This window comes from Serratia myotis (assembly GCF_027474885.1).
GTDB classification, from domain to species: domain Bacteria; phylum Pseudomonadota; class Gammaproteobacteria; order Enterobacterales; family Enterobacteriaceae; genus Serratia; species Serratia proteamaculans.
Map to the genome: position 1 here is coordinate 2,215,683 of NZ_CP099707.1, position 22,358 is coordinate 2,238,040.

A 22,358-nucleotide genomic window follows, 5' to 3' on the forward strand; every position below is an offset into this window, starting at 1 on the left:
TTCCACCTTGAACATGCTTCACAATAAATGCCCGCGTTGGCAATACCGGCCAACGCCGCTGCTATCCAGCAGCGGTAAACAGGCGGGGACGGGTAATAAAGTAGACAACCACATTAGTAGCAAGCTACTGGTATGGTTGTATTAGTGTAGGGCTGGCGCTGTAAATCAAACAACGGATGATCTGTTTCAAAACATTTTGTTCACAACTAGATTGATTTAGATCAATTAATCAACATCTCCGTTACCGGTTTATTCTCCGGAGACACGGCGGACCTCTGATCCGGAGCAGCATGAAACACAGCAGTGACAGCCAACAGGGCGTTTCGACAGAGGCGATACAGGCAATCTTTAATCAGCATTTACGACAGGGGATGACGCGCAAGGCTGCGCTGCACCTGACGATCAAACAGCAGGTGACGGCGGGCGAGCTGTGTTACCTGGCCAAACTGCCGCCCAGCCGGGTTCTGGCGGCTCAACTGGCTATTTCTCGCGATACCGTCGAACTGACCTATGGCCAGTTGGAAGCGGAGGGCTACATTGCCCGTGCCGTTGGGCGCGGTAGCTTCGTCAGTTACCAGCAAGACACCCTGATCGGTCGTGAACTGCTGGCGGTCGACCATACGGGTCATGCCCTGTTGGTGGAGCGGGAGCTGAGTGCACACGGCCGCTCCCTGCTGATTGCTGCCCATGCTCCACATACCCGCCGCAGCGGCTCATTGACCCCCTCAATGCCCGACTTGCGCTTGTTCCCTATCGATAGCTGGTTGCAACTGGAAAGGCAGGCGGTGCGCCAGGGGGCCGAACGCCTGTTGGGCTATGCCGATCCTCAGGGGCTGGTGGAGTTGAGAGAGGAAATTATCGAGTATCTGCGCCGGGAAAGGGGCGTTAAGGCCAGTGCTGAGCAGGTGATCGTGGTGACCAGTTCCCAGCAGGCGCTCTCGCTGTGTACCCAGGTGCTGTTTAATCCCGGTGACCGGGTGTTTGTTGAAGAGCCCGGGTATCAGGGCGCGAAAAAACTGGTTCAGTCGGCGGGCTTAATCGCTCAGCCGATTGGGGTGGATCAATTGGGTATGGATATCGATAAGTTGGTTCAGACCAAAGAGGGCGGGCGGGGCGTTTATATCACCCCTTCTCATCATTACCCTCTGGGATATTCGCTCAGCATTGAAAGAAGACTGAAGTTATTAGCGTGGGCGCAACGTGAAAAGGCCTGGATTATTGAAGATGATTACGATTCCGAGTTCAATTATAACGGGTTGACCACCGCATCATTACAGGGGCTGGATCAGTACCAACGTACGTTATATATCGGTACTTTTAGTAAAAGTCTGTTCCCGGGGTTACGCATTGGCTTTCTTATTGTTCCGCCGCAATTAATTCCACCTATGGTGGCGGCTAAACAATTCCAGGATGGTTATACTTCGGCACTGCCCCAGATGACGTTATTCAAATTTATCAATGACGATTTTTATGCCGAACATTTAAGAAATATGCGCAAGATATATCAGGCCCGACTGGAGATTTTACATGCGGCGGTGCATCAGTATCTTGCCCCCTGGACTCAACCGCGGTTGCCACAGGGGGGGCTGCAACTGGTTTGCCCGCTGGCGGACGCGGCAACCGAACGGCAGTTGATCCAGGCTGCTGCTGCGCAGGGGATGAAGGTCTATGGATTGATTGATTTTTATACCCATCCGCCGGGCGAAGGCGCGTTGGTATTCGGCTTTGCGGCCTATGCTCCGGACGAAATTGTAAAATTTATCAAAAAGTTATCATCGATTCTCAGCACGCTTCCAGAATAGATCTGAACAGAGTGAGTTCGTTGGAATTGGTCTGCCCGCTGTTGTTGATTGGTCTGTATTCAGTGGGCATTGGCCGGTGTATCCTGCTGGTATTCCGTTATTTCTCCTCTGGAAATAACAGCTTAAAACCAGAGAGGCATTATGCTCCCAGTACACAATGAAGTGACAATTCGTAAATTACAAAACGCTGATAAACCCCAGTGGTTAGAGCTTTGGCAAGGGTATCTTCATTTTTATCGCGCGGATATTAAGCCGCAGGTCACCGATCACACCTTTGGACGTTTATGTGAGGATCCGCAGGTTTATGGCCTGGTGGCAGAAGATAAAGACGGCAATTTATTGGGATTAATGAACCTGATATTCCATCCTTCCACCTGGAGTTCGGTGGGTTATTGCTATATTGAAGATCTTTATTTTTCGCCAGCGGCGCGTGGCAAGAAGGTGTCCGAAAAGTTATTCGAGCAGGCCTATCAGTTGGCGGACGAAAAAGGCAGCGATCGGGTTTATTGGACGACGCAGGAATATAATGCTCCGGCCCGTTCCTTGTATGACAAAATAGGTCGAAGAACTTCGTTTGTTGTTTACGAACGTTAACGACAGGTAGTGGAGGCTGTATGGTGATCAATCAATTCGGTCAGCCGGTCGGCGAGTCATTAGCCGATTGGCGGGTAGTGAAACGCCCAACCGGCAAGACGCTCGACGGGCGATTTTGCCGCCTGAAACAGCTTGATGCGCAGCGGGATCATGGCGCTTTGTTCAGCGCTTTCCAGCAGGCGCCGGATGGCCGGGACTGGACCTATTTATCGATAGAGCGGCCGGACAGCCCGGCGGCGATGTTGCAGCATCTGACCACCCTGCAGGCGAATGCCACGCTGGTGAACCTGACGGTGTTTGACCGTGCAAGCCAGGCTCCGGTCGGGACGGTGGCCTACATGCGCATCGATGAAACTAACGGCGTGGCGGAGGTGGGTCATGTCAGTTGGTCACCGGCGATGAAGCAGCGCTCCAGCGCCAGCGAAGCGATTTATCTGATGCTGCGACACCTGTTTGAGGATTTGGGTTATCGCCGCTGTGAATGGAAGTGCGACAGCCATAACGCCCCCTCCAAACAGGCAGCGGCGAGATTCGGTTTCAAGTATGAAGGCACTTTCAGATATGCGTTGGTCACCAAGGGCCGCAGCCGGGACACCGACTGGTTTGCTATAACTGCCGACCGTTGGCCGACCATCAGGGCCGGGTTTGAGCAGTGGCTGGATCCCGACAACTTCGACGCACAAGGGCAGCAGAAAAAACGGCTGCAGGCGTTGATGGGGTAGATGTTAAAGAGGCGGCCATTTGGCCGCCTCTTTGTTTTAGCAGTATAGCGATTACTTCAGTTCATCGACCATGGTCGCGGCGCGGCCAATGTAATTAGCCGGGGTCATGGCTTTCAGACGAGTTTTCTCTTCTTCCGGCAATGCCAGTCCATCGATAAACGCCTGCATACCGGCAGCATCCACGCGCTTGCCGCGGGTCAGCTCTTTCAGCTTCTCGTAGGGTTTTTCGATGCCGTAACGGCGCATCACGGTCTGGATCGGCTCGGCCAACACTTCCCAGTTGTGATCCAGTTCGTCCAGCAGGTGTGCCTGGTTCACTTCCAGCTTGCTGATGCCTTTCATGGTCGCCTGGTAGGCGATCAACGCATAACCCAGGCCGACGCCCAGGTTACGCAGCACGGTGGAGTCGGTCAGGTCGCGCTGCCAGCGGGAAACCGGCAGTTTGCTGGCCAGGTGGCCCAGCACCGCGTTAGACAGGCCCAGATTGCCTTCGGAGTTTTCGAAGTCGATCGGGTTAACCTTGTGCGGCATGGTGGAAGAACCGATTTCACCGGCGATGGTCTTCTGCTTGAAGTGATTCAGCGCGATGTAACCCCAAACGTCACGGTCGAAGTCGATCAGAATGGTGTTGAAACGCGCTACGCAGTCAAACAGCTCGGCGATATAGTCGTGCGGCTCGATCTGAGTGGTGTACGGGTTCCAGGTGATGCCCAGCGAGGTGACGAACTCTTCGCTGAAGATATGCCAGTCCACTTCTGGGTAAGCGACGATGTGGGCGTTATAGTTGCCGACCGCACCGTTGATTTTACCCATGATTTCTACGCGTTCAAACTGACGGAACTGACGTTCCATCCGGTAGGCCACGTTGGCGAATTCTTTACCGACGGTGGACGGGGTGGCAGGCTGGCCGTGGGTACGAGACAGCAGCGGAATATCGCGGTATTCCAGCGCCAGACCCTTGATTGAATCGATGATTTTACGCCAGTACGGCAGCACCACATCCTGACGTGCCGTTTGCAGCATCAGCGCATGCGACAGGTTGTTGATGTCTTCGGAGGTACAGGCAAAGTGGATAAACTCGGACACCGCCTGCAGGGCAGGGACCGCTTCCACTTTTTCCTTCAGGAAATACTCAACCGCTTTCACGTCGTGGTTGGTGGTGCGTTCGATAGTCTTGATACGCTGCGCGTCTTCTTCGCTGAACTCTGCGACGATCTTGTCGAGGAAAGCGTTTGCGTCGGCGTCAAAAGCCGGAACTTCCTTGATTTCTGCGCAGGCGGCCAGTTTTTGCAGCCAACGTACTTCAACCTGCACACGGAATTTCAGCAGACCGTACTCGCTGAAAATGGTGCGCAGTGCGCTGACTTTATCACCGTAGCGTCCATCAACGGGTGAAACGGCGGTCAGTGAGGATAATTCCATCGGTAGCAACTCCTGGGATCTATTAACAATGAGCAACGATATTTTGCGCCTGTTTAAACAGACGATTACGGGAAAACATTAACTGCAGGCGGCTGCCGCCAACCTGTTGCCACAGCACGGCGGCACGAATGCCGGCCAGCAATGTGGCGCGAACTTTGGCCTGTACCTGCGGATTTTGCAGGATTGCCGGTGAACCGGTCACCTGGATGCGCGGCCCGAGCGGGCTGACCACGTCGACATAAATGCCGGCCAGCGCGCTGATAATAGTGTCTGATTCCAGATCAAAATGCGCCAGTTGACGCTCAAGCTGGCCGAGACGTTCGCCAAGCTGGTTCATCGCCTGCTTATTGGCATTGAGCTTACGCTCCAGCACCATCAGGCTGATGGTGTAGCGGGTCAGCTCGGCGGCCAGGCCCTTATTGTTGGCATTGAGGACGCCCATCAGCGTCTCAAGACCCATTTTCAGATTGCGTTCTTCACCGCCGAACACCGCCAGCGTGGAAGGAGGATCCATCTGCAGCAGGCTGCTCAGCGAGATATTCATGGCCTCGCGATCGCATTGGCCTTCGTGTGCCAACTGCTGAACCAGACGTGCGGTCTGGCTGATCCCGGCCATCGCCAGCGTAATGTCATAATAATTCTTCGCCACGATTACTCCTGTAAACGCTGTTCAATAATGCCGCCGCCGAGGCAGATTTCATCCTGATAGAACACGGCTGACTGGCCTGGGGTGACGGCGGCAACCGGCTCGTCGAAACGCACTTCGATGCGTTGTTCGTCAAGCGGGGTGACGGTGCAAGGAATATCCTGCTGGCGATAACGGGTTTTCACCGTACAGCGGAACGGCCCGCTCAGCGGCAGGCGATCAACCCAATGCAGTTGTTGCGCGATCAGCCCGACGGACATCAGACGCGGGTGCTCATGCCCCTGCGCGACCACCAGTACGTTGTTGGCGACGTCTTTGTCCACCACGTACCACGGATCTTCGCTGCTGTCTTTCATGCCGCCGATGCCCAGCCCTTTGCGTTGCCCCAGGGTGTGGTACATCAGACCTTGATGTTCACCGACGGTCTGACCGTCGACGCTAACAATTGGGCCCGGCTGTGCAGGCAGGTAACGGCCGAGGAAGTCGCGGAATTTGCGCTCACCGATAAAGCAGATGCCGGTGGAGTCTTTTTTCTTGGCGGTGACCAGTTCCAGCTGTTCGGCGATGCGGCGTACCTCCGGTTTTTCCAATTCACCGACCGGGAACAGGCTTTGTGTGACCTGCTCGTGGCTCAGGGTGTAGAGGAAGTAGCTCTGGTCTTTGTTACCGTCGACACCGCGCAGCAGACGGCTTTTGCCGTCCACGTCCTGACGGCGCACGTAGTGACCGGTGGCGATAAAGTCGGCCCCCAGATCTTCTGCGGCGAATTCCAGGAAGGCTTTGAATTTGATTTCTTTATTACACAGGATGTCCGGGTTCGGCGTGCGGCCGGCCTTGTACTCTTCAAGGAACAGCTCAAACACGTTGTCCCAGTACTCTGCCGCGAAATTCACCGTATGCAGTTCGATGCCGAGTTTGTCGCACACCGCCTGCGCATCGGCCAGATCGGTCGCTGCGGAGCAGTATTCTTCGTCATCGTCTTCTTCCCAGTTCTTCATAAACAGCCCAGCGACCTGATAGCCCTGTTGCTGTAACAGATAGGCAGTAACGGAAGAGTCGACGCCGCCGGACATACCGACGATTACTTTTTTCTGGCTGTTGTCTGACATGGGGATCTCGCGAACTTGAACACTAACCGTGCTGATAAAAAACAAGCGCAGGATTTTACCACGTTGGCCTCGTCGGCGCACGGCACTTATTCATCTCAAAATGGCCAGTTATAGCTGCTGACCAGTGATAGCGGGTAGCGCTCCGGCTGCTGATAACAACGTAGGCTTTCCGCTACCAGCGCGGAACGCAGGTTGGGTGCCTGTAAAATCTCGTCGGCGCTCAACCACAGGCAGCGGTCGATATCGCTGTCGTGCGGCTCGGTCGGCAACGGCTGTTCCAGCTCAATCACAAAGCAAAAACGCAGGAACGGCGTGTTGTCCGGCGCGATCCACTGGTGCAGCTTGAGGAATGACTGCGGCGTGGCGCGGATGCCGGTTTCTTCCCACAGTTCGCGTTCGGCGGCCTGCACCAGGGTTTCGTCGGCCTCAAGATGACCGGCCGGCTGGTTCCAGAGCGCCTTATGGTTGATAGTCTCTTCGACAATCAAGAACTTGCCGGCGGCGTGAACCACGCAGGCAACGGTAACGTGTGGTTTAAACATGGCGACCCCTTACAACGGCGGCTTGGCGGACTGATTACAGCGAATCAAGGGTTTTCCATTCACCGGGTTGCAGTTCTCCCAATGAAAGATTACCCATACTGTAGCGAATCAGCCGCAGGGTAGGAAAGCCGATATGTGCAGTCATGCGACGTACCTGACGGTTTCGCCCTTCGTACAGGGTGATTTTCAGCCAGGCCGTCGGGATTGATTTGCGCTCGCGGATCGGTGGATTGCGCGGCCACAGCCATTGTGGTTCGGCGACCAACTCTACGCCAGCCGGCAGGGTCGGGCCATCTTTGAGCGTGACGCTGCTGCGCAAGGGAGCCAAATCGCTGTCCTGCGGTGCCCCCTCGACCTGCACGTAATATACCTTACCGGTACGCTTGCCCGGTTGGGTGAGCTGTGCCTGCAGTTTGCCGTCATTGGTTAACACCAATAATCCTTCGCTATCGCGATCCAGGCGTCCTGCGGCATAAACATCGGGAAAAGGAATGAATTCTTTCAGCGTGGTGCGGCCGGCCTCATCGGTAAATTGGGGTAACACATCGAAGGGCTTGTTGAATAACACCACGCGACGCGGCCCTTGTGCTACAGCGGGTTTGGCGGCATCAGGCGGGCTGAATCGTTTAACTTTGTGATTTCTAACAGGGAATTTTTTCATAACAGTTGAGATTACGGATGATAGGCGCATTATAACCGAATCCGTTTCGGATTGGCGCGGACAGAAAATTCCAGTAGTATCTACACGCATCTTACAAAGCATTAACAAAAATTGCGCTTGAAGGAGAGGTTGATGGAAAGCAAAGTAGTTGTTCCGGCAGAAGGTAAAAAGATTACGGTCGATGCCCAGGGTAAACTGGTTGTTCCGAATAACCCGATCATTCCGTTTATCGAAGGCGACGGCATTGGCGTTGACGTTACCCCTGCTATGATTCACGTGGTTGATGCAGCAGTGAAAAAGGCCTACCACGGCGAACGTAAAATCTCCTGGATGGAAATCTACACCGGTGAAAAATCCACTCACGTTTACGGGAAAGACGTGTGGCTGCCGGAAGAAACCCTGGATCTGATCCGTGACTACCGCGTTGCCATCAAAGGCCCGCTGACTACCCCAGTCGGTGGCGGTATTCGCTCCCTGAACGTGGCCCTGCGCCAGCAACTGGACCTGTACGTATGTCTGCGTCCGGTGCGTTACTACCAGGGCACCCCAAGCCCGGTTAAACACCCAGAGCTGACCGACATGGTGATCTTCCGCGAAAACGCCGAAGACATCTATGCAGGTATCGAATGGAAAGCCGGTTCTGCTGAAGCAGACAAAGTGATCAAGTTCCTGCGCGACGAAATGGGCGTGAAGAAAATCCGCTTCCCAGAGCAATGCGGTATCGGCGTGAAGCCATGCTCTGAAGAAGGGACCAAACGTCTGGTTCGTGCAGCGATCGAATACGCTATCACCAACGACCGCGACTCTGTGACCCTGGTTCACAAAGGCAACATCATGAAGTTCACCGAAGGTGCCTTCAAGGATTGGGGCTACGAACTGGCGCGCGAAGAGTTCGGCGGTGAGCTGATCGACGGCGGCCCATGGCTGAAAATCAAGAACCCGAACACCGGTAAAGAGATCGTGGTTAAAGACGTGATCGCCGATGCCTTCCTGCAGCAAATCCTGCTGCGTCCGGCTGAATACGACGTGATCGCCTGTATGAACCTGAACGGTGACTACATCTCCGACGCCCTAGCCGCACAGGTTGGCGGTATCGGTATCGCACCTGGCGCCAACATCGGTTCCGACTGCGCCCTGTTCGAAGCCACCCACGGCACTGCACCTAAGTATGCCGGTCAGGATAAAGTGAACCCAGGTTCCATCATCCTGTCTGCAGAAATGATGCTGCGCCACATGGGTTGGTTCGAAGCGGCTGACCTGATTGTTAAAGGCACCGAAGGCGCAATTGCTGCCAAGACCGTGACCTATGATTTCGAACGCCTGATGGAAGGCGCTAAGCTGCTGAAATGTTCAGAGTTTGGTGACGCTATCGTTAAACACATGTAATGGTGTTTTAGCGTTAAATGATAACGGGAACCTAATGGTTCCCGTTTTTTATTATTCAAATTGCAACGGTTATCAAAATAAGTTATCAAAATCTGCATGAAACCCTCCTATTTAGAGGGCAATAATGAACCAATCCTTGGCCCGTTCATGATGATAGCAAGTGCTGTTCGTGGAAAATTGTCTACATTGTTAATCCCCTTTATATGTTCTGTTGTTGGTCTGAGCTTCTCAGGACTGACCCTCCCCAAAAAACACACCTTGCATGTCGATATACTCCAATGTTTACCAAGGGACCAAACAACGGCATTCAGTATGTTATACCCCCCATGCCACATAAACTGACCGCGTCGTTATCGACAATGGCTCGGGTTTGTAACCTGATAATTAAAATGGAAAGGCAGAGAGAGATTAATAATGGACAATCAAACAATTGAGTTTGGATTCGATACTATTGCAATGAAAGATGATGCAGGTGCGTCGCTGACAGAGTTGCAAAGTCATTATAAAGTTGATGGTGTGGAAGTTTGGAAGAACTACGTTGAGCTATATAAATTCAGCGAGGGGGAATCATTTGGCAACCACAGCGTGAGCATGTTGGAAATTCCCATTGATGCGGCAGGCAAACCGCTTCCAACAGATGTTTACATGCAGACTCATGGCTTAAATGAGCGAACCTTATTCAGTGCTGTGATCTGCGTTCATGGTGAGTGCGTCGGGTTCCAGAATATTGTTGGCGGTACTGTGCGGCAACGTGATGGCGTTTGGGGACCAACGGTTCAGGCAAATTATACGCGGTTGATTAAATCGGCATAATGTCGTTGTGAAATACTCCGCTCTGTGCGGAGTATTCGTTAATGTTTAACTTTAAATCCCCTGTTAACAGGGGATTTTTATTGTGCACAGAAAACCCCCAGCTAGGCTGGGGGTTCAGTAAAGCTTTCAGCTTTGAGCCAGTTATAAAAACCCCTTTTGATTTGTTAAAACAGTTTGCGGTCTGGCAACTGCAAATGTTCAACAAGAAATCAAAAGGGGGTCCCAATGAGGGACGAAAAGAGCTTAGCGCACACCCGATGGAACTGTAAATATCACATAGTTTTTGCGCCGAAGTACCGAAGAAAGGTGTTCTACGGGGAAAAACGCAAAGCGATTGGCAGTATTTTAAGAAAGCTGTGCGAATGGAAAAACGTGAATATTCTGGAAGCGGAATGCTGTGCGGATCACATTCATATGCTTCTGGAAATCCCGCCGAAGATGAGTGTATCGGGGTTTATGGGGTACCTGAAGGGAAAGAGCAGCCTGATGCTTTATGAGCAGTTTGGGGATTTGAAGTTCAAATACCGTAACAGGGAGTTTTGGTGCCGAGGGTATTACGTTGATACGGTAGGGAAAAACACGGCCAGGATACAAGAATACATAAAGCACCAACTGGAAGAGGATAAAATGGGTGAGCAACTCTCGATCCCGTATCCAGGTAGCCCGTTTACGGGCCGTAAGTAATCCATAGATGCAAATGTCAGATTGCTATGCGCCTGTTAGGGCGCGGCTGGTAACAGAGCCTTATAGGCGCATATGAAAAACCTCCGGCTATGCCGGAGGATATTTATTCAATCCGCCTTGGTGGCGTCCGGATGATTCTTGCCTTCCTCGATAAAATCTTCATCAATCTCATCGGTGGTTGCTGCACTGTCGCGGCCGGAAAGAATATTCCAGCAGGCGATGAACAGGGCGGCGATTAGCGGGCCGATGACGAAGCCATTAATGCCGTAAATCTCCATGCCACCCAGGGTTGAAATCAGGATCAGATAATCCGGCATCTTGGTGTCTTTACCCACCAGCAGTGGACGAAGAATGTTGTCGACTAAACCGATGATCACCACGAAGAAGCCCACCAGGAACAGGCCTTTCCACAGCATACCCGTAGCGAAGAAATAGATGGCGGCGGGGACCCAGATAATGGCAGAACCGACGGCAGGGATGATCGACAGGAAGGCCATCAACGCGGCCCACAGCAGGCTGCCTTCAATGCCGGTGAAGTAAAACGCCAGGCCGCCGAGCGCGCCTTGCACTACCGCCACCACGACCGTGCCTTTTACCGTCGCGCGGGAAACGGCTGCGAACTTCACAAACAGATGATGTTTAACGTGTTCGGATAATGGCAGCGCCTGGAGCGTCAGATTAACCAGATAAGCGCCATCTTTCAGCAGGAAGAACAGCAGATAAAGCATCACGCCAAAGCCAACGGCAAAGTTGAACGTGCCTTTGCCGATCAGGAACACGCTACCGGCCAGGTATTGCCCACCCTGCAGAGCCACTTCCGAAAGTTTCTTTTGTATTTCAGCCGCGTTGTCGAGGTTGTGCTCTGTCAGGAAATGACGCGCCCAGTTGGGGAGTAACTGTAGGGTATCGGCCACAATGACCGGGAATTGGGTGTTATTGCCCTGTAATTTGGTGTAGACGACGTTAAGCTCAATCGCCAGTGAAGAAGCGATAATAGCCAAGGGGGTAAATACGATCAGACAGATCACTACCAGCGTCAAAAACGACACCAGGCCATTGCGGTCGCCCAAATACTGCTTAAGTTTTTGTTTCACCGGGTGGAAAATCACCGCCAGGATGATGGCCCACAGCACTGACGAGTAATAGGGACCCAATACGTCCAGAAAAGCCGCGGTCACTATAAAAAGGATCAGAATAAAGAATCCCTTTGAAATACCCTTAGACATCATACCCGTCCCTCTGATGATAGATTTTGCCTGCCAATGCCGGTATTCACTGACACTGACACTTCTTGAAGAACAAACCCTATCATTACAAACGCGTAACAGGTAGCGGATTTTATGCGCGAACAATTAATAAAACTTATTAATAATGTTGTATTTTGTAGGGATATTTAAGCCGGGAAGTCGTACAAAATCCCCTGTACCTGACTCATCCAACCCCATTTTCAGGTTCGGGTTGGATGGTCGCGGCGAGGGGATTGAGGGGGAAAAACAGGGAGAGTTATCGCTTAACCTCACTTCTCTCCCTGGTTCGCAGGGCGGTGACGGTTTCGCCGCCGATGCCCCAGTTGTCGGTAGCAACTTCGTCAATCACCACGAAGGTGGCGTGGCGAGGCTTATTCAGCACGCGTTCCAGCAACTCGGTGACCCCTTCGATCAATTGGCGCTTGTGTTCCGCCGTGACCCCTTCGTCGGTGACTTTAATATTTACATAGGGCATTGCAGGTTCTCCTTGATTACCAGACGCCGGCAGTAGTGCCGCCGTCAACGGTGACGATAGTGCCGGTGACAAAGTTGGAATCGGTCAGGTACAGCACCGCATCGACAATATCCTGTGGCTGGCCAATGCGGTGGGTCGGTGCCATTTTTTTCATAAACGTCAGGCTTTCTTCATCCTGATGACTCATGGTCAGTGGGGTGGCGATAATGCCGGGGGCGACGGCGTTAACCATCACATTATGCGGTGCCATTTCCAATGCCAGCCCACGGGTGGCTTGATTTAGCCCGCCCTTGACCATAACCGGCAGCAGTGCAGGGACCTTGCTGATGGGCTGCATGGCGATGGCGGCAGTAATGGTGACAATATGCCCGGAGCCATGCGGCATCATGTGCCGAGCGGCGGCCTGTGAGGGATAAAAGAATCCTTTCAGGTTAGTGGCCAACATCGCGTCGACATCTTCCTCCGTATAGTCTGTCACCGGTTTGGACAGGAAAATCCCCGCGTTGTTGATCAGAATATCGACCTGGCCAAAGTTTTCTTCCGCTTGTTCGAACAGACGAGTTGCGGTTTCCGGCTGGGCAATATCACCGGGAACCAGCAGCAGGTTTTTAGGATTACCGAGCTGGTTTGCTGCCGCCTGCAAACGGTCCAGCGAGCGTGCATTCCCCACCACATTGTAACCGCGTGCCAGGTAAGCCTGTGCAATAGCGAAACCCAACCCGCTGGATGCGCCAGTAACAATAACCGTTTTTACTCTGTCCATTATCTGTTCTCTATAAAGTCATTATTGGTGTGGCTGAAACGATAATGCTTATGTGCGAAGAGAAAAATGGGCTCAGAGTCATTTGATTTTATACATGGTGTAATGAGTCATGCGCCGCCTGGTGGATTTTTGACCCTGGATGTCAGCGTTAACGCCAACAGGCTTCCCAGAACCGCAGCGGCCAACACCATAAAGGAGGGCGCTGTCCACCCGGCATAGGCCACCAGAGTGCTCAAGACAATCGGGCCGATCACCTGACCGAGATAAATGCCCTGCATCACTAACCCCAGACTCAGGGGAATCAACGTGGGCTGGGGTGCAGCCGCCGGTGTTGCAGCCAGAATGGTGGCGGGCAGCATGCCGCCGATACCGCTAAACATTAAACACAGTGGAACCAGCATGGCATTCGGTGTGGCCGAAAGGAAGACGCTGGCTCCGGCAAGCCCCATCAGCATGCTGGCAATGGCGAGCAGGGTACGGGCTTGCAGGCCACGCGACAGCAATACACCGGCGAAGAGATTGCCGAGAATATTGACCGCAATCACCGCTGCGCTGACACCGCCGGCCGCGGCCAGTGTCAGTCCGATGCGCTGCATCAGGAATATCGGCAGAAAGGCCATCACGGCGAAAAACTGCAGGTTATAGGTGGTGAAGATCAGGGCCAGCAGCAGCGGTTGCCGGGCACGCAGGATGCTGGCCAGCGCCTGACGCAAATTCACCGTCGTGGCAGCAGCGGCGGTTGTCACGATGCGCGGCGTGGTGAACGGTAACAACAGCGCCGCCAGCAGGGTCAGAATGCCACCGGCGACCCAGCTCTGTTGCCAGTCGGCGAAGTGCGGGCCGAAGAACAGGGAGATCGCCATGCCCGCCGGCATAAAGGTGCTCCAGATGCTGAACACCAGATTACGTTGTTGCGGTGCCACCACCCGAGTGAGCACGGTCGGTGCAGCCACCACCACAATGACAAAGCCGATCCCTTCGATAACCCGGGTGACGATCAAGCCGGTGAAGTCGTGCTGAGTCGCTCCGGCGAAGCTGGCAATGCTGACGATCACCAAGCCCAGGCCCAACAAGCGACGATCGCCCCAGCGGCGCACCAGTTGCCCGGCGGCGATGCCCCCGAACACGCCGATAAATGGAAAGGCCGAAATAATCCAGCTCAGCGACTCCAGCGACCGGCCGAATTGGTGCTGCAGTTCCGGCAGGGCAATAGTCGCTTTGCCCACGTGCAGCGCCACGGCAATACCGGCGAACAGCACATTGACGATTGCCGGCCACTGCGTGGCGGGGGCTGGCGCTGAGCCCACGGCGTCGAGCCTGGTCGCAGTCATGATTTTCTCCTGGGAGATAAAAATCAGACTATGCGTTATGCCGAAATTATCGACAGTTCAATTGTGGCTCTATTGGCTGTCAGAACCGCACATTTCGAGCTTTATTGCCGAGCCGCGCTATTACCCTGTAGCCATGCTTGGCTGATCTACATCATTGAAACTTATTTAAGGGACGGGTAAAACACTTGCTTCACCAAGGAGAAGTGTATGTACAGCGACAACGAGAAGAAGTTTTATATCATCCTGAACCGCAACCATGAACCGGCAACCCTGTTCAATGCGTCCTGCCATTTGACGGCGGGGATTACCGATCTGATCGAACAGCGCGAATTTCATCATTATCCCAGCGCTATCGAAGGCGTAAGCGCCAATATGAGCCATTATCCGATCGTGATCCTGCAGGCAAAAAACAGCAGCCAGCTCAGTAATCTGGTCCTGAAATGCAAGGAAGAGGGCGTCCTGGCCAACTTCTTTACCACCACCATGCTGTCACATTCGGCAGAGCAACAAATCGCCGATACCGCCAACACCGAATATGAAAAGTTGGAGTTCGTGGCGGTAGCACTGTACGGGGATACCGAACAGCTCAAACCACTAACCAAAAAGTTCTCCGTTTACCGCTGAGGCCCCGTGATGGGGCCCCGCAATAGGCGCATTAATTACTGAAACTGCAGATAGGCCACCTGGGTTTGCAGGTATTCCTCCAGTCCGTGACGGCCATCGGCACCGCCAATGCCGGATTTACGCCAGCCGGCATGGAAGCCTTGCATTGCTTCAAAGCTTTCACGGTTGACGTAGGTTTCGCCGAACTTTAATTGCTTGATCGCCATCATCGCCACGTTGAGGTCACGGGTGAAAATAGATGAGGTGAGACCGTATTCGCTGTCGTTGGCCATAGCCATCGCCTGGTCAAAGCTGTCGAAGCAACTGACCGGCAGCACCGGACCGAAAATTTCCTGATGCATAATCTCCATCTCTTGCTGTACGTCGCAGAGCAGGGTGGGTGGGAAAAAGTACCCGCTGCGAGCCTCGCGCTTGCCGCCCATTACCAGCGTCGCGCCCTGACTGACCGCTCGCGCCACTTTATCTTCCACCCGTTGAACCGCCTCTGCGCTGATCAACGGCCCCATATCCAGCCCGGCTTGTTGATTAGGATCGCCAAAGGTCACCTGACGGAAAGCCTCGGTCAACAGGGTCATAAACTGCGGATAAATGTCCCGCTGTACGTAAACGCGTTCGGTGCAGTTGCATACCTGGCCGCTGTTGATGACGCGTGAGCTGACGATGGCTTTGACGGCCAGACTGAGATCGGCGTCGGCCATCACAATCGCCGGGGCTTTGCCACCCAATTCCAGCGACACCTTGGTGACGTTGTCCGCAGCGGCGTGCAGGGTGGCGACACCGGCGCCGACGCTGCCGGTCAGGCTGACCATGCCCACTTTCGGATTGGCCGTCAGCGCCTGGCCCAGTTCCGGCCCGTAGCCGGTCACCAGGTTAAACACGCCGGGCGGCAGGCCAATTTCATCTGCGATCTCGGCAAACAGCAACGCATTGCCTGGCGTCAGTTCGCTGGGTTTGATCACGATGGTATTGCCGGTCAGCAGCGCCGGTGCGGCCTTGCGCGCAATCAGGAAGAACGGGAAGTTCCACGGCAGGATACCGACCACCACGCCGATGGCTTTTTTGAACAGGAAGATGTTTTCATTCGGTCGGTCGCTCTGGATGATCTCACCCTCATAGCGGCGCGCCCACTCGGCCATATAGTCGAGGTAGTCGGCGGTAAACAGCACTTCCACCTTGGCCAACTCGGGCGTTTTCCCGCCTTCGGCGACGATCAGCCTCGTCAGTTCCGGCTCTCTGCCTCGCACGCCGGCGGCCAGCCGATGCAGCCATTGGCCGCGCTCAACCGCCGGTGACGCTTCCCAGCCCGGTTGTGCGGCCTCGGCGGCATCAATGGCCCGTCTGGCTTCGTCCGCACCGCCTTGCGGGATTTGCATCATCACTTGTTCGGTGGCCGGGTTGATGACATCAATCCAGCGCCCAGTGTGGTGGGCAACAAATTCACCGTTTATATACATCCGTTTTTGGTTCTGGGTCATGGCAGGGCTCCACAGGATTATTATTAATGCCTTGTTATGGTAATGACCTTCCTGTGTTAAAAACCTTTGCCTCACTGCCAGCTTCGCCGCCAGAATGGCATTCTGACCATCCTCTTCAGGTCGTTGCCTTCAACCCATGCAGCCTTGCGATGAAATTGTGATCCCGGTCAGCGTTATCCCTTGGATTTTGCCAGCTTCCGTCAGAACTGGCAGTCAGGCTAAGGTTGCGCGCCGGGCAATATTCATAGACTCCTTCACGCCTGTTTTTTGTCCTCATCACAAGCAACGAAGGAATCAATAATAATGAATAACGCTGTCATGTTGGGAATCCTGTGGCATCTGGTGGGCGCTGCCAGCGCCGCCTGTTTTTATGCCCCGTTCAAAAAAGTCCGTCGCTGGTCGTGGGAAACCATGTGGTCGATCGGTGGCCTGATGTCGTGGTTGATCCTGCCCTGGGCGGTGAGCTATGTGCTGCTGCCGGACTTTTGGCGCTATTACAGTGCTTTCAGCCTGTCGACCCTGCTGCCGGTGTTCCTGTTTGGCGCCATGTGGGGCATTGGTAACGTCAATTACGGCCTGACCATGCGCTATCTGGGCATGTCGATGGGGATTGGCATCGCCATTGGCATCACGCTGGTGGTGGGCACGCTGATGACCCCGCTGTTGCAGGGGCGCTTTGTGGCGTTGTTCAGCTCCGCCGGTGGCAAGCTGACGCTGCTGGGCGTCGCCATTGCCCTGATTGGCGTGGTGATTGTTTCGTGGGCAGGGGTGCTGAAAGAGCGGGCGATGGGTATCCGCGCCGAAGAGTTTAATCTGCGCAAAGGACTGCTGTTGGCGGTGATGTGCGGCATTTTCTCCGCCGGTATGTCGTTTGCGATGGATGCTGCCAAACCTATGCACCAGGCCGCAGCGGATCTGGGGATTGATCCGCTGTACGTGGCGTTGCCAAGCTACGTGGTGATCATGGGGGGCGGGGCACTGGTTAACCTGGCCTACTGTTTTATTCGCCTGGCGGTCAAAGCGGATCTGTCAGTCAAGGCTGATTTCTCGCAGGCCAAATCGCTGCTGGTGGCCAACGTACTGTTCTCATTGCTCGGCGGTACCATGTGGTACCTGCAATTCTTCTTCTATGCCTGGGGCCATGCCAACATTCCCGCGCAGTACGACTTTATCAGTTGGATGCTGCATATGAGTTTCTATGTGCTGTGTGGCGGTCTGGTGGGCTTGTTGCTAAGAGAGTGGAAAAACGCCGGCCGTCGTCCGGTCAGCGTATTGTGCATCGGTTGCCTGACGATCATTCTGGCCGCCAACGTTGTTGGCTTGGGCATGGCGGGGTGATCAGCGTTTTACCCCGGCGGCAGGGCGTTCGGCGCGTTTAAAACGCTGACGCCAGGCGCTGGGGGTGACGCCGGTTTCACGGGTAAACACCACCGAGAAATAGTTGCTGTCCTCAAAGCCGCAGCGGGCAGCCACTTCACCGATCAGTTCATCACTGCCGCGCAGCAGGGATTTTGCCCGGCAGAGTTGCAACTGGCGCAGATAGTGGCTGATGGTCATGCCGGTCTGCTGTCGAAAAAGTTGCTTAAGGCTGCGCTCTGCCAGTTGATGATGTCGGCAGAATGCCTCCAGCTCAAAATGTGCACCGCTGTCTCCCTGAACGGCTGCCATCAGCAAATCCAGCTGTTCGCCTTCCGGTAACTGGTCGTCTTGCCCGACGGCATAGCGATGACGACGCAGGATCAGCACCAGTTGCAGAAACAGCGCCTCGGTGAGCTGGATCGACAGCAGGTCGGTTTTACGACTTTCCAGTGCCAACTGCTGGATCACACTGCGTGCCAGTGCCATTCCCCGGGTGGTTAGCCGCCAGTGAGATTGATGCTGAGCCCGGTCCGGTGGCAGCAGTTCCGCCCAGCCAATCGCCAGTTGGAAGCGTTCCGGGCAGTAGAGAATATTGTCCAGTACCAGATCATTGACCGATTCATAGCTGTGGCAGTCGCGGTCGCGAATATAAAACATATCGCCACAGGTCACCCGCCACGGCTGATCGTTCAGTACGTGCATGCCGTTACCGCGCCAGACAATGACGATTTCGCTGAACTCATGCATGTGCGGCGGAAATGACGATTGGGGCGCACGATCGGCAACCGCCACCGGCATCAGTGCCGATGGCAGATAATCCTCTTTGGCCAACAGAAGTGGGCTTTTCACCGTGGCACCTCAGGTTAAGAAATCGTTCTGCCGTAGAGTACGGGGGGAATAGCCGAACTCACGTTTGAAAAGCGTGGAAAAGTGATTGCTGTCACCAAATCCGCATTGGTAGGCAATGTCGGTGATGCGGATTTCATCCTGACGCAGCATTTGCCGTGCCTGCAGCAGTCGCAGTCGGTTGAGGTAACGCTGCGGAGTATTGCCGGTCTGCTTTTTCATCTGGCGGTGCAGGGTGCGCAAGGGCAGGCAAAAACGCTCCGCCAACTCATCCCATTTGATTTCATCACTGTAGTGATCCGCCAGCCAGTCCAATAGCCGCCGCAAACGACCTTCCTGATCGTCAACGGTAGTGGCGATACAGCCCTGACGTAACAGCACCAGCAATTGCATAAACAGCAGCTCCTGCTGTGCCAAATGCTCCAGGTTGAATGCCACAGGGGTCTGCTCCAGCCGCTGAATAATAATTTGCACCTGTGCCAGCAATTTATTGTTGATACGCCAGTGCGGCTGCTGATCCTGTGCCAGCGGCAACAGTTGATCCAGCCCGGCGAGAAAGCGGAAGGCGTTAGGGCCACGGTACAACACGTTAGTCAGATGCAGATTATCGGTTTGCTCGTAGAGATGGCGATCGCAGTCGCGGATAAAACACACGCAGCCGCTGCACAGTGTTTGCGGCCGACCGTTCAGCACGTGGGTTCCTGCGCCCTGTTCCACAATCACAATTTCGTGAAAATCATGATGATGTTCAGGAAAGCTCGACTGGGGTTCCCGCGGTTCAATCGCGACCGGGTAGGGGCTTGAAGCGAAAAAATCACTGCCGTACAGCATCGCCATCTTTCGATCTCCGTTAACCAATTTGTAACAGATACTAAAGGAGGCGTCGGGCGGTCGCCTTTAATTTGCAACGTAAAAAGGCGTCACACTGCGTTCATTTATCAAGAATGGCGCGGAAAAATGCCAAAGTGCGCGCGGCATCACAGGCGGTAAAAAAAACAAAACGTGAGCTGTATCGCGTAAATCTTTGCCGTATTGCCAACCCGCCTGACAGGCTGGCAGTGGTGATAAGGTGTCGTTTGCCTGGGGTTTTAGACTGATGCCATCGATTCATCAGGAAGCCACCCCATGAGCACTCGCAATATTGTCTCCATCGATCTTGGTGCCTCCAGTGGCCGTGTGATGTTGGGCCGCTATCAGTCCGACGACCGGAGCATCAGCCTGCAGGAAGTCACCCGCTTTCGTAATCACCTGGTGTCGATCGACGGCCACGACTGTTGGGATATCGATGGACTGGAGCACGCCATTCGTCAGGGGCTGCAGCAGTTGGATCAGCAAGGCGTCACGCCGGACAGCATAGGGATCGACACCTGGGGTGTGGATTATCTGCTGTTGGATAGCGAAGGGCGGCGGGTTGGGCTGCCGGTTGCCTACCGTGATGGCCGCACCCACGGGCTGATGCAACAGGCACAGCATGAGATGGGCACCCAATGGCTGTATCAACGCACCGGCATCCAGTTTTTACCTTTCAATACCCTCTATCAGTTGCGCGCATTCAGTCAACGTCACCCCGAATTATTGGAACGTGTCGCTCATGCCTTGCTGATCCCGGATTACCTGTATTACCGGCTTACCGGGCAACTGAACTGGGAATATACCAACGCGACCACCAGCCAACTGCTGAATATTCACAGCGGCGACTGGGATCCTGAATTGCTGGCCTGGGCCGGTGCCAAAGCCGCCTGGTTCGGTCACCCGACAGCGCCGGGGAATACCGTCGGGCATTGGCGGATGGCCAGTGGGGTGCAGGTACCGGTGATTGCAGTAGCCACTCATGACACCGCCAGTGCAGTGCTGGCGACGCCGCTGCAGGATCAACACGCCGCCTACCTGAGTTCCGGTACCTGGTCGTTGATGGGCTTTGAGAGTCGGCACCCTTGCACCGGTGCGGCAGCACAGGCGGCCAATATCACCAACGAGGGCGGCGTCGAAGGGCGTTACCGGGTGCTGAAGAACATTATGGGACTGTGGCTGCTGCAGCGGGTGTGTGAGGAGTTGAATATCACGGACCTGTGCCAACTGGTCGAGCAGGCCGCGGCGCAGCCGGGCTGTCGATCGCTGATCAATCCCAACCATCCGCGCTTTATCAACCCGGTGGCGATGGTGGCTGAGATCCAGCAGGCCTGTGTCGAGCAGGGCATGCCGACGCCACATAGCCCGCCGGCGCTGGCGCGTTGTATTTTCGACAGCCTGGCGCTGCTTTACCGACAGGTGCTGGGCGAGTTGCAGACCCTGCGCGGACAACCCTTCAGCCACTTGCATATCGTCGGCGGCGGTAGCCAGAACCCTTTACTCAACCAACTTTGTGCCGACGCCTGCGGGATCCCGCTGTCAACCGGGCCAATCGAAGCCTCGACGTTGGGTAACATCGGCAGCCAATTGATCGCGCTGGGTGAGGTGGCAGATGTCGCTACCTTCCGACTGCTGGTGGCCGACAACTTCCCGCAACAGACTTTTTCACCGCAGCCGTTCGGGGCATTTACGGCCGGCTGGCTGCGGTTTCAGACGCTTAATCCCGCGATCAAGGAGCTTTGCTTATGACCCGACCTATTGAACAGGCGTTTGCGCTCGCCAAACAGCGTTTTGAGGATCTCGGCATCGACGTCGAGCAGGCGCTGACGCAGTTGGACAGCATTCCGATCTCGATGCACTGCTGGCAGGGCGATGACGTGCGCGGCTTTGAAAATCCGCAGGCGGCCCTGACCGGCGGCATTCAGGCCACCGGTAATTACCCGGGCCGGGCAACCAACGCCAACCAGCTCCGCGCCGATCTGGAACGCGCCATGTCGCTGATCCCGGGGCCAAAGCGGGTGAACCTGCATGCGATCTATCTGGAAAGCGAGGTGCCGGTGGAGCGTAACGCTATTGAACCGGCGCATTTTAGCCACTGGGTGGAATGGGCCAGGGAGCATCATCTGGGACTGGATTTTAACCCGAGCTGTTTTTCACATCCCTTGAGCAGTGACGGCTTCACCCTGGCGCACGCCGATCCGGCGATTCGGCGCTTTTGGATCGAACACTGCCAGGCCAGCCGCCGTATTTCGGCCTATTTCGGCGAGCAGCTCGGCACGCCGTCGGTGATGAATATCTGGGTGCCGGACGGCATGAAAGATCTCACCGTTGATAGGATGGCACCACGACAACGCCTGCTAAGCGCACTGGATGAGGTGATCAGCCAACCGCTGGATCCCCGGCACCATATCGACGCGGTGGAAAGCAAACTGTTTGGCATTGGTGCAGAAAGCTACACCGTCGGCTCTAACGAGTTCTATCTGGGCTATGCCACCAGCCGCCAGGTGGCGCTGACGCTGGATGCCGGGCATTTCCATCCAACCGAAGTGATTTCCGACAAGATTTCCACCGCCATGCTGTTCGTGCCACGCCTGTTGCTGCACGTCAGCCGTCCGGTGCGCTGGGACAGCGACCATGTGGTATTGCTGGATGACGAAACCCAGGCCATCGCCCATGAAATTGTGCGTCACGGTCTGTTTGACAAGGTGCATATCGGCCTCGACTTCTTTGATGCATCCATTAACCGCATCGCAGCCTGGGTGATCGGTACGCGCAATGCCCGCAAGGCACTGCTACGCGCGTTGCTGGAACCGGTGGAATCGCTGCGCCGTCTGGAAAACGCCGGCGATTACACCGCCCGGCTGGCAATGCTGGAAGAGCAGAAATCGCTGCCGTGGCAGGCGGTCTGGGAAATGTATTGCCTGCGCCATGAAGTACCCGCCGATGCCGGTTGGCTTGGCGAAGTTCGCCAGTACGAAAAACAAATTCTCAATCAACGTTAAGGGCGC

General features: G+C 54.9%; 22 protein-coding genes. 10 read left to right on the top strand and 12 right to left on the bottom strand.

The window, feature by feature from the left end; genetic code table 11:
* Window positions 1–290: 290 nt before the first annotated feature.
* From pdxR to NHG65_RS10520, 3 genes are all read left to right on the top strand, one after another.
* Entirely contained in the window at window positions 291–1,802 is a 1,512-nt protein-coding gene (pdxR, locus tag NHG65_RS10510; protein WP_499183282.1) for a MocR-like pyridoxine biosynthesis transcription factor PdxR, read from the top strand.
* A 141-nt stretch (window positions 1,803–1,943) separates the two neighbouring features.
* Window positions 1,944–2,396 carry a GNAT family N-acetyltransferase gene (locus NHG65_RS10515; RefSeq protein WP_499183283.1) on the top strand — a complete coding sequence of 151 codons (453 nt, stop codon included), beginning with the start codon at window positions 1,944–1,946 and terminating at the stop codon, window positions 2,394–2,396.
* Between the two features lie 20 nt (window positions 2,397–2,416).
* Window positions 2,417–3,118, top strand: coding sequence for a GNAT family N-acetyltransferase (locus tag NHG65_RS10520; protein ID WP_207977835.1), 702 nt, complete (start codon window positions 2,417–2,419; stop codon window positions 3,116–3,118).
* 51 nt (window positions 3,119–3,169) lie between these two features.
* Here the strand turns inward: NHG65_RS10520 and purB are convergent, their stop codons facing one another.
* From purB to rluE, 5 genes are all read right to left on the bottom strand, one after another.
* Window positions 3,170–4,540 (bottom strand): adenylosuccinate lyase, encoded by a 1,371-nt coding sequence (gene purB, locus NHG65_RS10525; RefSeq protein ID WP_112348289.1) that lies wholly within the window; start codon window positions 4,538–4,540, stop codon window positions 3,170–3,172.
* Between the two features lie 22 nt (window positions 4,541–4,562).
* Window positions 4,563–5,189 (bottom strand): high frequency lysogenization protein HflD, encoded by a 627-nt coding sequence (gene hflD / locus NHG65_RS10530; RefSeq protein ID WP_085116342.1) that lies wholly within the window; start codon window positions 5,187–5,189, stop codon window positions 4,563–4,565.
* Between the two features lie 2 nt (window positions 5,190–5,191).
* On the bottom strand, window positions 5,192–6,295 hold the full coding sequence (gene mnmA, locus NHG65_RS10535) for a tRNA 2-thiouridine(34) synthase MnmA (RefSeq protein ID WP_499183284.1): 1,104 nt from the start codon (window positions 6,293–6,295) through the stop codon (window positions 5,192–5,194).
* Between the two features lie 95 nt (window positions 6,296–6,390).
* A complete protein-coding gene (locus tag NHG65_RS10540) occupies window positions 6,391–6,837 on the bottom strand; it encodes an NUDIX hydrolase (RefSeq protein ID WP_099064848.1) in 447 nt (148 codons plus the stop codon).
* A 34-nt stretch (window positions 6,838–6,871) separates the two neighbouring features.
* Window positions 6,872–7,498: a 23S rRNA pseudouridine(2457) synthase RluE gene (gene rluE / locus NHG65_RS10545; protein ID WP_099064849.1), complete on the bottom strand. Its 627-nt coding sequence runs from the start codon at window positions 7,496–7,498 to the stop codon at window positions 6,872–6,874.
* Window positions 7,499–7,630: 132 nt separating this feature from the next.
* Here rluE and icd point away from each other — a divergent pair, with 132 nt between their 5' ends.
* The 3 genes from icd to tnpA all read left to right on the top strand — a co-directional run bounded on the left by icd (window position 7,631) and on the right by tnpA (window position 10,381).
* Entirely contained in the window at window positions 7,631–8,884 is a 1,254-nt protein-coding gene (gene icd / locus NHG65_RS10550; RefSeq protein ID WP_099064850.1) for an NADP-dependent isocitrate dehydrogenase, read from the top strand.
* A gap of 414 nt (window positions 8,885–9,298) precedes the next feature.
* A complete protein-coding gene (locus tag NHG65_RS10555) occupies window positions 9,299–9,697 on the top strand; it encodes a hypothetical protein (RefSeq protein WP_499183285.1) in 399 nt (132 codons plus the stop codon).
* Window positions 9,698–9,922: 225 nt separating this feature from the next.
* Window positions 9,923–10,381: an IS200/IS605-like element IS1541C family transposase gene (gene tnpA, locus NHG65_RS10560; RefSeq protein WP_129935314.1), complete on the top strand. Its 459-nt coding sequence runs from the start codon at window positions 9,923–9,925 to the stop codon at window positions 10,379–10,381.
* Window positions 10,382–10,488: 107 nt separating this feature from the next.
* Here tnpA and NHG65_RS10565 read toward each other — a convergent pair whose 3' ends face one another.
* The 4 genes from NHG65_RS10565 to NHG65_RS10580 all read right to left on the bottom strand — a co-directional run bounded on the left by NHG65_RS10565 (window position 10,489) and on the right by NHG65_RS10580 (window position 14,197).
* Window positions 10,489–11,610, bottom strand: a complete 1,122-nt coding sequence (locus NHG65_RS10565; RefSeq protein ID WP_099064852.1) for an AI-2E family transporter — start codon at window positions 11,608–11,610, stop codon at window positions 10,489–10,491.
* Window positions 11,611–11,884: 274 nt separating this feature from the next.
* Window positions 11,885–12,103, bottom strand: a complete 219-nt coding sequence (locus NHG65_RS10570) for a tautomerase family protein (RefSeq protein ID WP_099064853.1) — start codon at window positions 12,101–12,103, stop codon at window positions 11,885–11,887.
* Window positions 12,104–12,119: 16 nt separating this feature from the next.
* Window positions 12,120–12,866, bottom strand: coding sequence for an SDR family NAD(P)-dependent oxidoreductase (locus tag NHG65_RS10575; protein ID WP_207977840.1), 747 nt, complete (start codon window positions 12,864–12,866; stop codon window positions 12,120–12,122).
* Between the two features lie 107 nt (window positions 12,867–12,973).
* Window positions 12,974–14,197 (bottom strand): MFS transporter, encoded by a 1,224-nt coding sequence (locus tag NHG65_RS10580; RefSeq protein ID WP_499183286.1) that lies wholly within the window; start codon window positions 14,195–14,197, stop codon window positions 12,974–12,976.
* Window positions 14,198–14,404: 207 nt separating this feature from the next.
* On the opposite strand from NHG65_RS10580, the gene NHG65_RS10585 reads away from it, so the two are divergent.
* Window positions 14,405–14,821, top strand: coding sequence for a DUF2000 domain-containing protein (locus NHG65_RS10585; RefSeq protein ID WP_099064856.1), 417 nt, complete (start codon window positions 14,405–14,407; stop codon window positions 14,819–14,821).
* A gap of 35 nt (window positions 14,822–14,856) precedes the next feature.
* Here NHG65_RS10585 and aldA read toward each other — a convergent pair whose 3' ends face one another.
* On the bottom strand, window positions 14,857–16,296 hold the full coding sequence (aldA, locus tag NHG65_RS10590; RefSeq protein ID WP_499183287.1) for an aldehyde dehydrogenase: 1,440 nt from the start codon (window positions 16,294–16,296) through the stop codon (window positions 14,857–14,859).
* Between the two features lie 303 nt (window positions 16,297–16,599).
* Here aldA and rhaT point away from each other — a divergent pair, with 303 nt between their 5' ends.
* Window positions 16,600–17,634, top strand: a complete 1,035-nt coding sequence (gene rhaT / locus NHG65_RS10595; RefSeq protein WP_085116351.1) for an L-rhamnose/proton symporter RhaT — start codon at window positions 16,600–16,602, stop codon at window positions 17,632–17,634.
* On the opposite strand, the gene rhaR is transcribed toward rhaT, so the two are convergent.
* Both rhaR and rhaS read right to left on the bottom strand, forming a co-directional pair.
* Window positions 17,635–18,453: an HTH-type transcriptional activator RhaR gene (gene rhaR, locus NHG65_RS10600; protein WP_499183474.1), complete on the bottom strand. Its 819-nt coding sequence runs from the start codon at window positions 18,451–18,453 to the stop codon at window positions 17,635–17,637.
* A 60-nt stretch (window positions 18,454–18,513) separates the two neighbouring features.
* Complete coding sequence (gene rhaS, locus NHG65_RS10605; RefSeq protein WP_219015980.1) at window positions 18,514–19,338, bottom strand: HTH-type transcriptional activator RhaS; 825 nt, start codon at window positions 19,336–19,338, stop codon at window positions 18,514–18,516.
* 288 nt (window positions 19,339–19,626) lie between these two features.
* Here rhaS and rhaB point away from each other — a divergent pair, with 288 nt between their 5' ends.
* Window positions 19,627–21,099: a rhamnulokinase gene (gene rhaB / locus NHG65_RS10610; protein ID WP_499183288.1), complete on the top strand. Its 1,473-nt coding sequence runs from the start codon at window positions 19,627–19,629 to the stop codon at window positions 21,097–21,099.
* Window positions 21,096–22,352 (top strand): L-rhamnose isomerase, encoded by a 1,257-nt coding sequence (locus NHG65_RS10615; RefSeq protein WP_499183289.1) that lies wholly within the window; start codon window positions 21,096–21,098, stop codon window positions 22,350–22,352. Before rhaB ends, NHG65_RS10615 begins: the two co-directional genes overlap by 4 nt.
* The last annotated feature ends 6 nt before the right edge of the window (window positions 22,353–22,358 follow it).

Coding starts and splice junctions, on each gene's coding strand:
- NHG65_RS10580 (WP_499183286.1), bottom strand. CDS start 14,197: ATGACTGCGACCAGGCTCGACGCCGTGGGCTCAGCGCCAGCCCCCGCC.
- pdxR (WP_499183282.1), top strand. CDS start 291: ATGAAACACAGCAGTGACAGCCAACAGGGCGTTTCGACAGAGGCGATA.
- NHG65_RS10575 (WP_207977840.1), bottom strand. CDS start 12,866: ATGGACAGAGTAAAAACGGTTATTGTTACTGGCGCATCCAGCGGGTTG.
- rhaT (WP_085116351.1), top strand. CDS start 16,600: ATGAATAACGCTGTCATGTTGGGAATCCTGTGGCATCTGGTGGGCGCT.
- NHG65_RS10555 (WP_499183285.1), top strand. CDS start 9,299: ATGGACAATCAAACAATTGAGTTTGGATTCGATACTATTGCAATGAAA.
- NHG65_RS10540 (WP_099064848.1), bottom strand. CDS start 6,837: ATGTTTAAACCACACGTTACCGTTGCCTGCGTGGTTCACGCCGCCGGC.
- rhaB (WP_499183288.1), top strand. CDS start 19,627: ATGAGCACTCGCAATATTGTCTCCATCGATCTTGGTGCCTCCAGTGGC.
- rluE (WP_099064849.1), bottom strand. CDS start 7,498: ATGAAAAAATTCCCTGTTAGAAATCACAAAGTTAAACGATTCAGCCCG.
- NHG65_RS10615 (WP_499183289.1), top strand. CDS start 21,096: ATGACCCGACCTATTGAACAGGCGTTTGCGCTCGCCAAACAGCGTTTT.
- NHG65_RS10585 (WP_099064856.1), top strand. CDS start 14,405: ATGTACAGCGACAACGAGAAGAAGTTTTATATCATCCTGAACCGCAAC.
- rhaR (WP_499183474.1), bottom strand. CDS start 18,453: ATGCCGGTGGCGGTTGCCGATCGTGCGCCCCAATCGTCATTTCCGCCG.
- NHG65_RS10570 (WP_099064853.1), bottom strand. CDS start 12,103: ATGCCCTATGTAAATATTAAAGTCACCGACGAAGGGGTCACGGCGGAA.
- NHG65_RS10565 (WP_099064852.1), bottom strand. CDS start 11,610: ATGATGTCTAAGGGTATTTCAAAGGGATTCTTTATTCTGATCCTTTTT.
- purB (WP_112348289.1), bottom strand. CDS start 4,540: ATGGAATTATCCTCACTGACCGCCGTTTCACCCGTTGATGGACGCTAC.
- aldA (WP_499183287.1), bottom strand. CDS start 16,296: ATGACCCAGAACCAAAAACGGATGTATATAAACGGTGAATTTGTTGCC.
- NHG65_RS10515 (WP_499183283.1), top strand. CDS start 1,944: ATGCTCCCAGTACACAATGAAGTGACAATTCGTAAATTACAAAACGCT.
- rhaS (WP_219015980.1), bottom strand. CDS start 19,338: ATGGCGATGCTGTACGGCAGTGATTTTTTCGCTTCAAGCCCCTACCCG.
- icd (WP_099064850.1), top strand. CDS start 7,631: ATGGAAAGCAAAGTAGTTGTTCCGGCAGAAGGTAAAAAGATTACGGTC.
- tnpA (WP_129935314.1), top strand. CDS start 9,923: ATGAGGGACGAAAAGAGCTTAGCGCACACCCGATGGAACTGTAAATAT.
- mnmA (WP_499183284.1), bottom strand. CDS start 6,295: ATGTCAGACAACAGCCAGAAAAAAGTAATCGTCGGTATGTCCGGCGGC.
- NHG65_RS10520 (WP_207977835.1), top strand. CDS start 2,417: ATGGTGATCAATCAATTCGGTCAGCCGGTCGGCGAGTCATTAGCCGAT.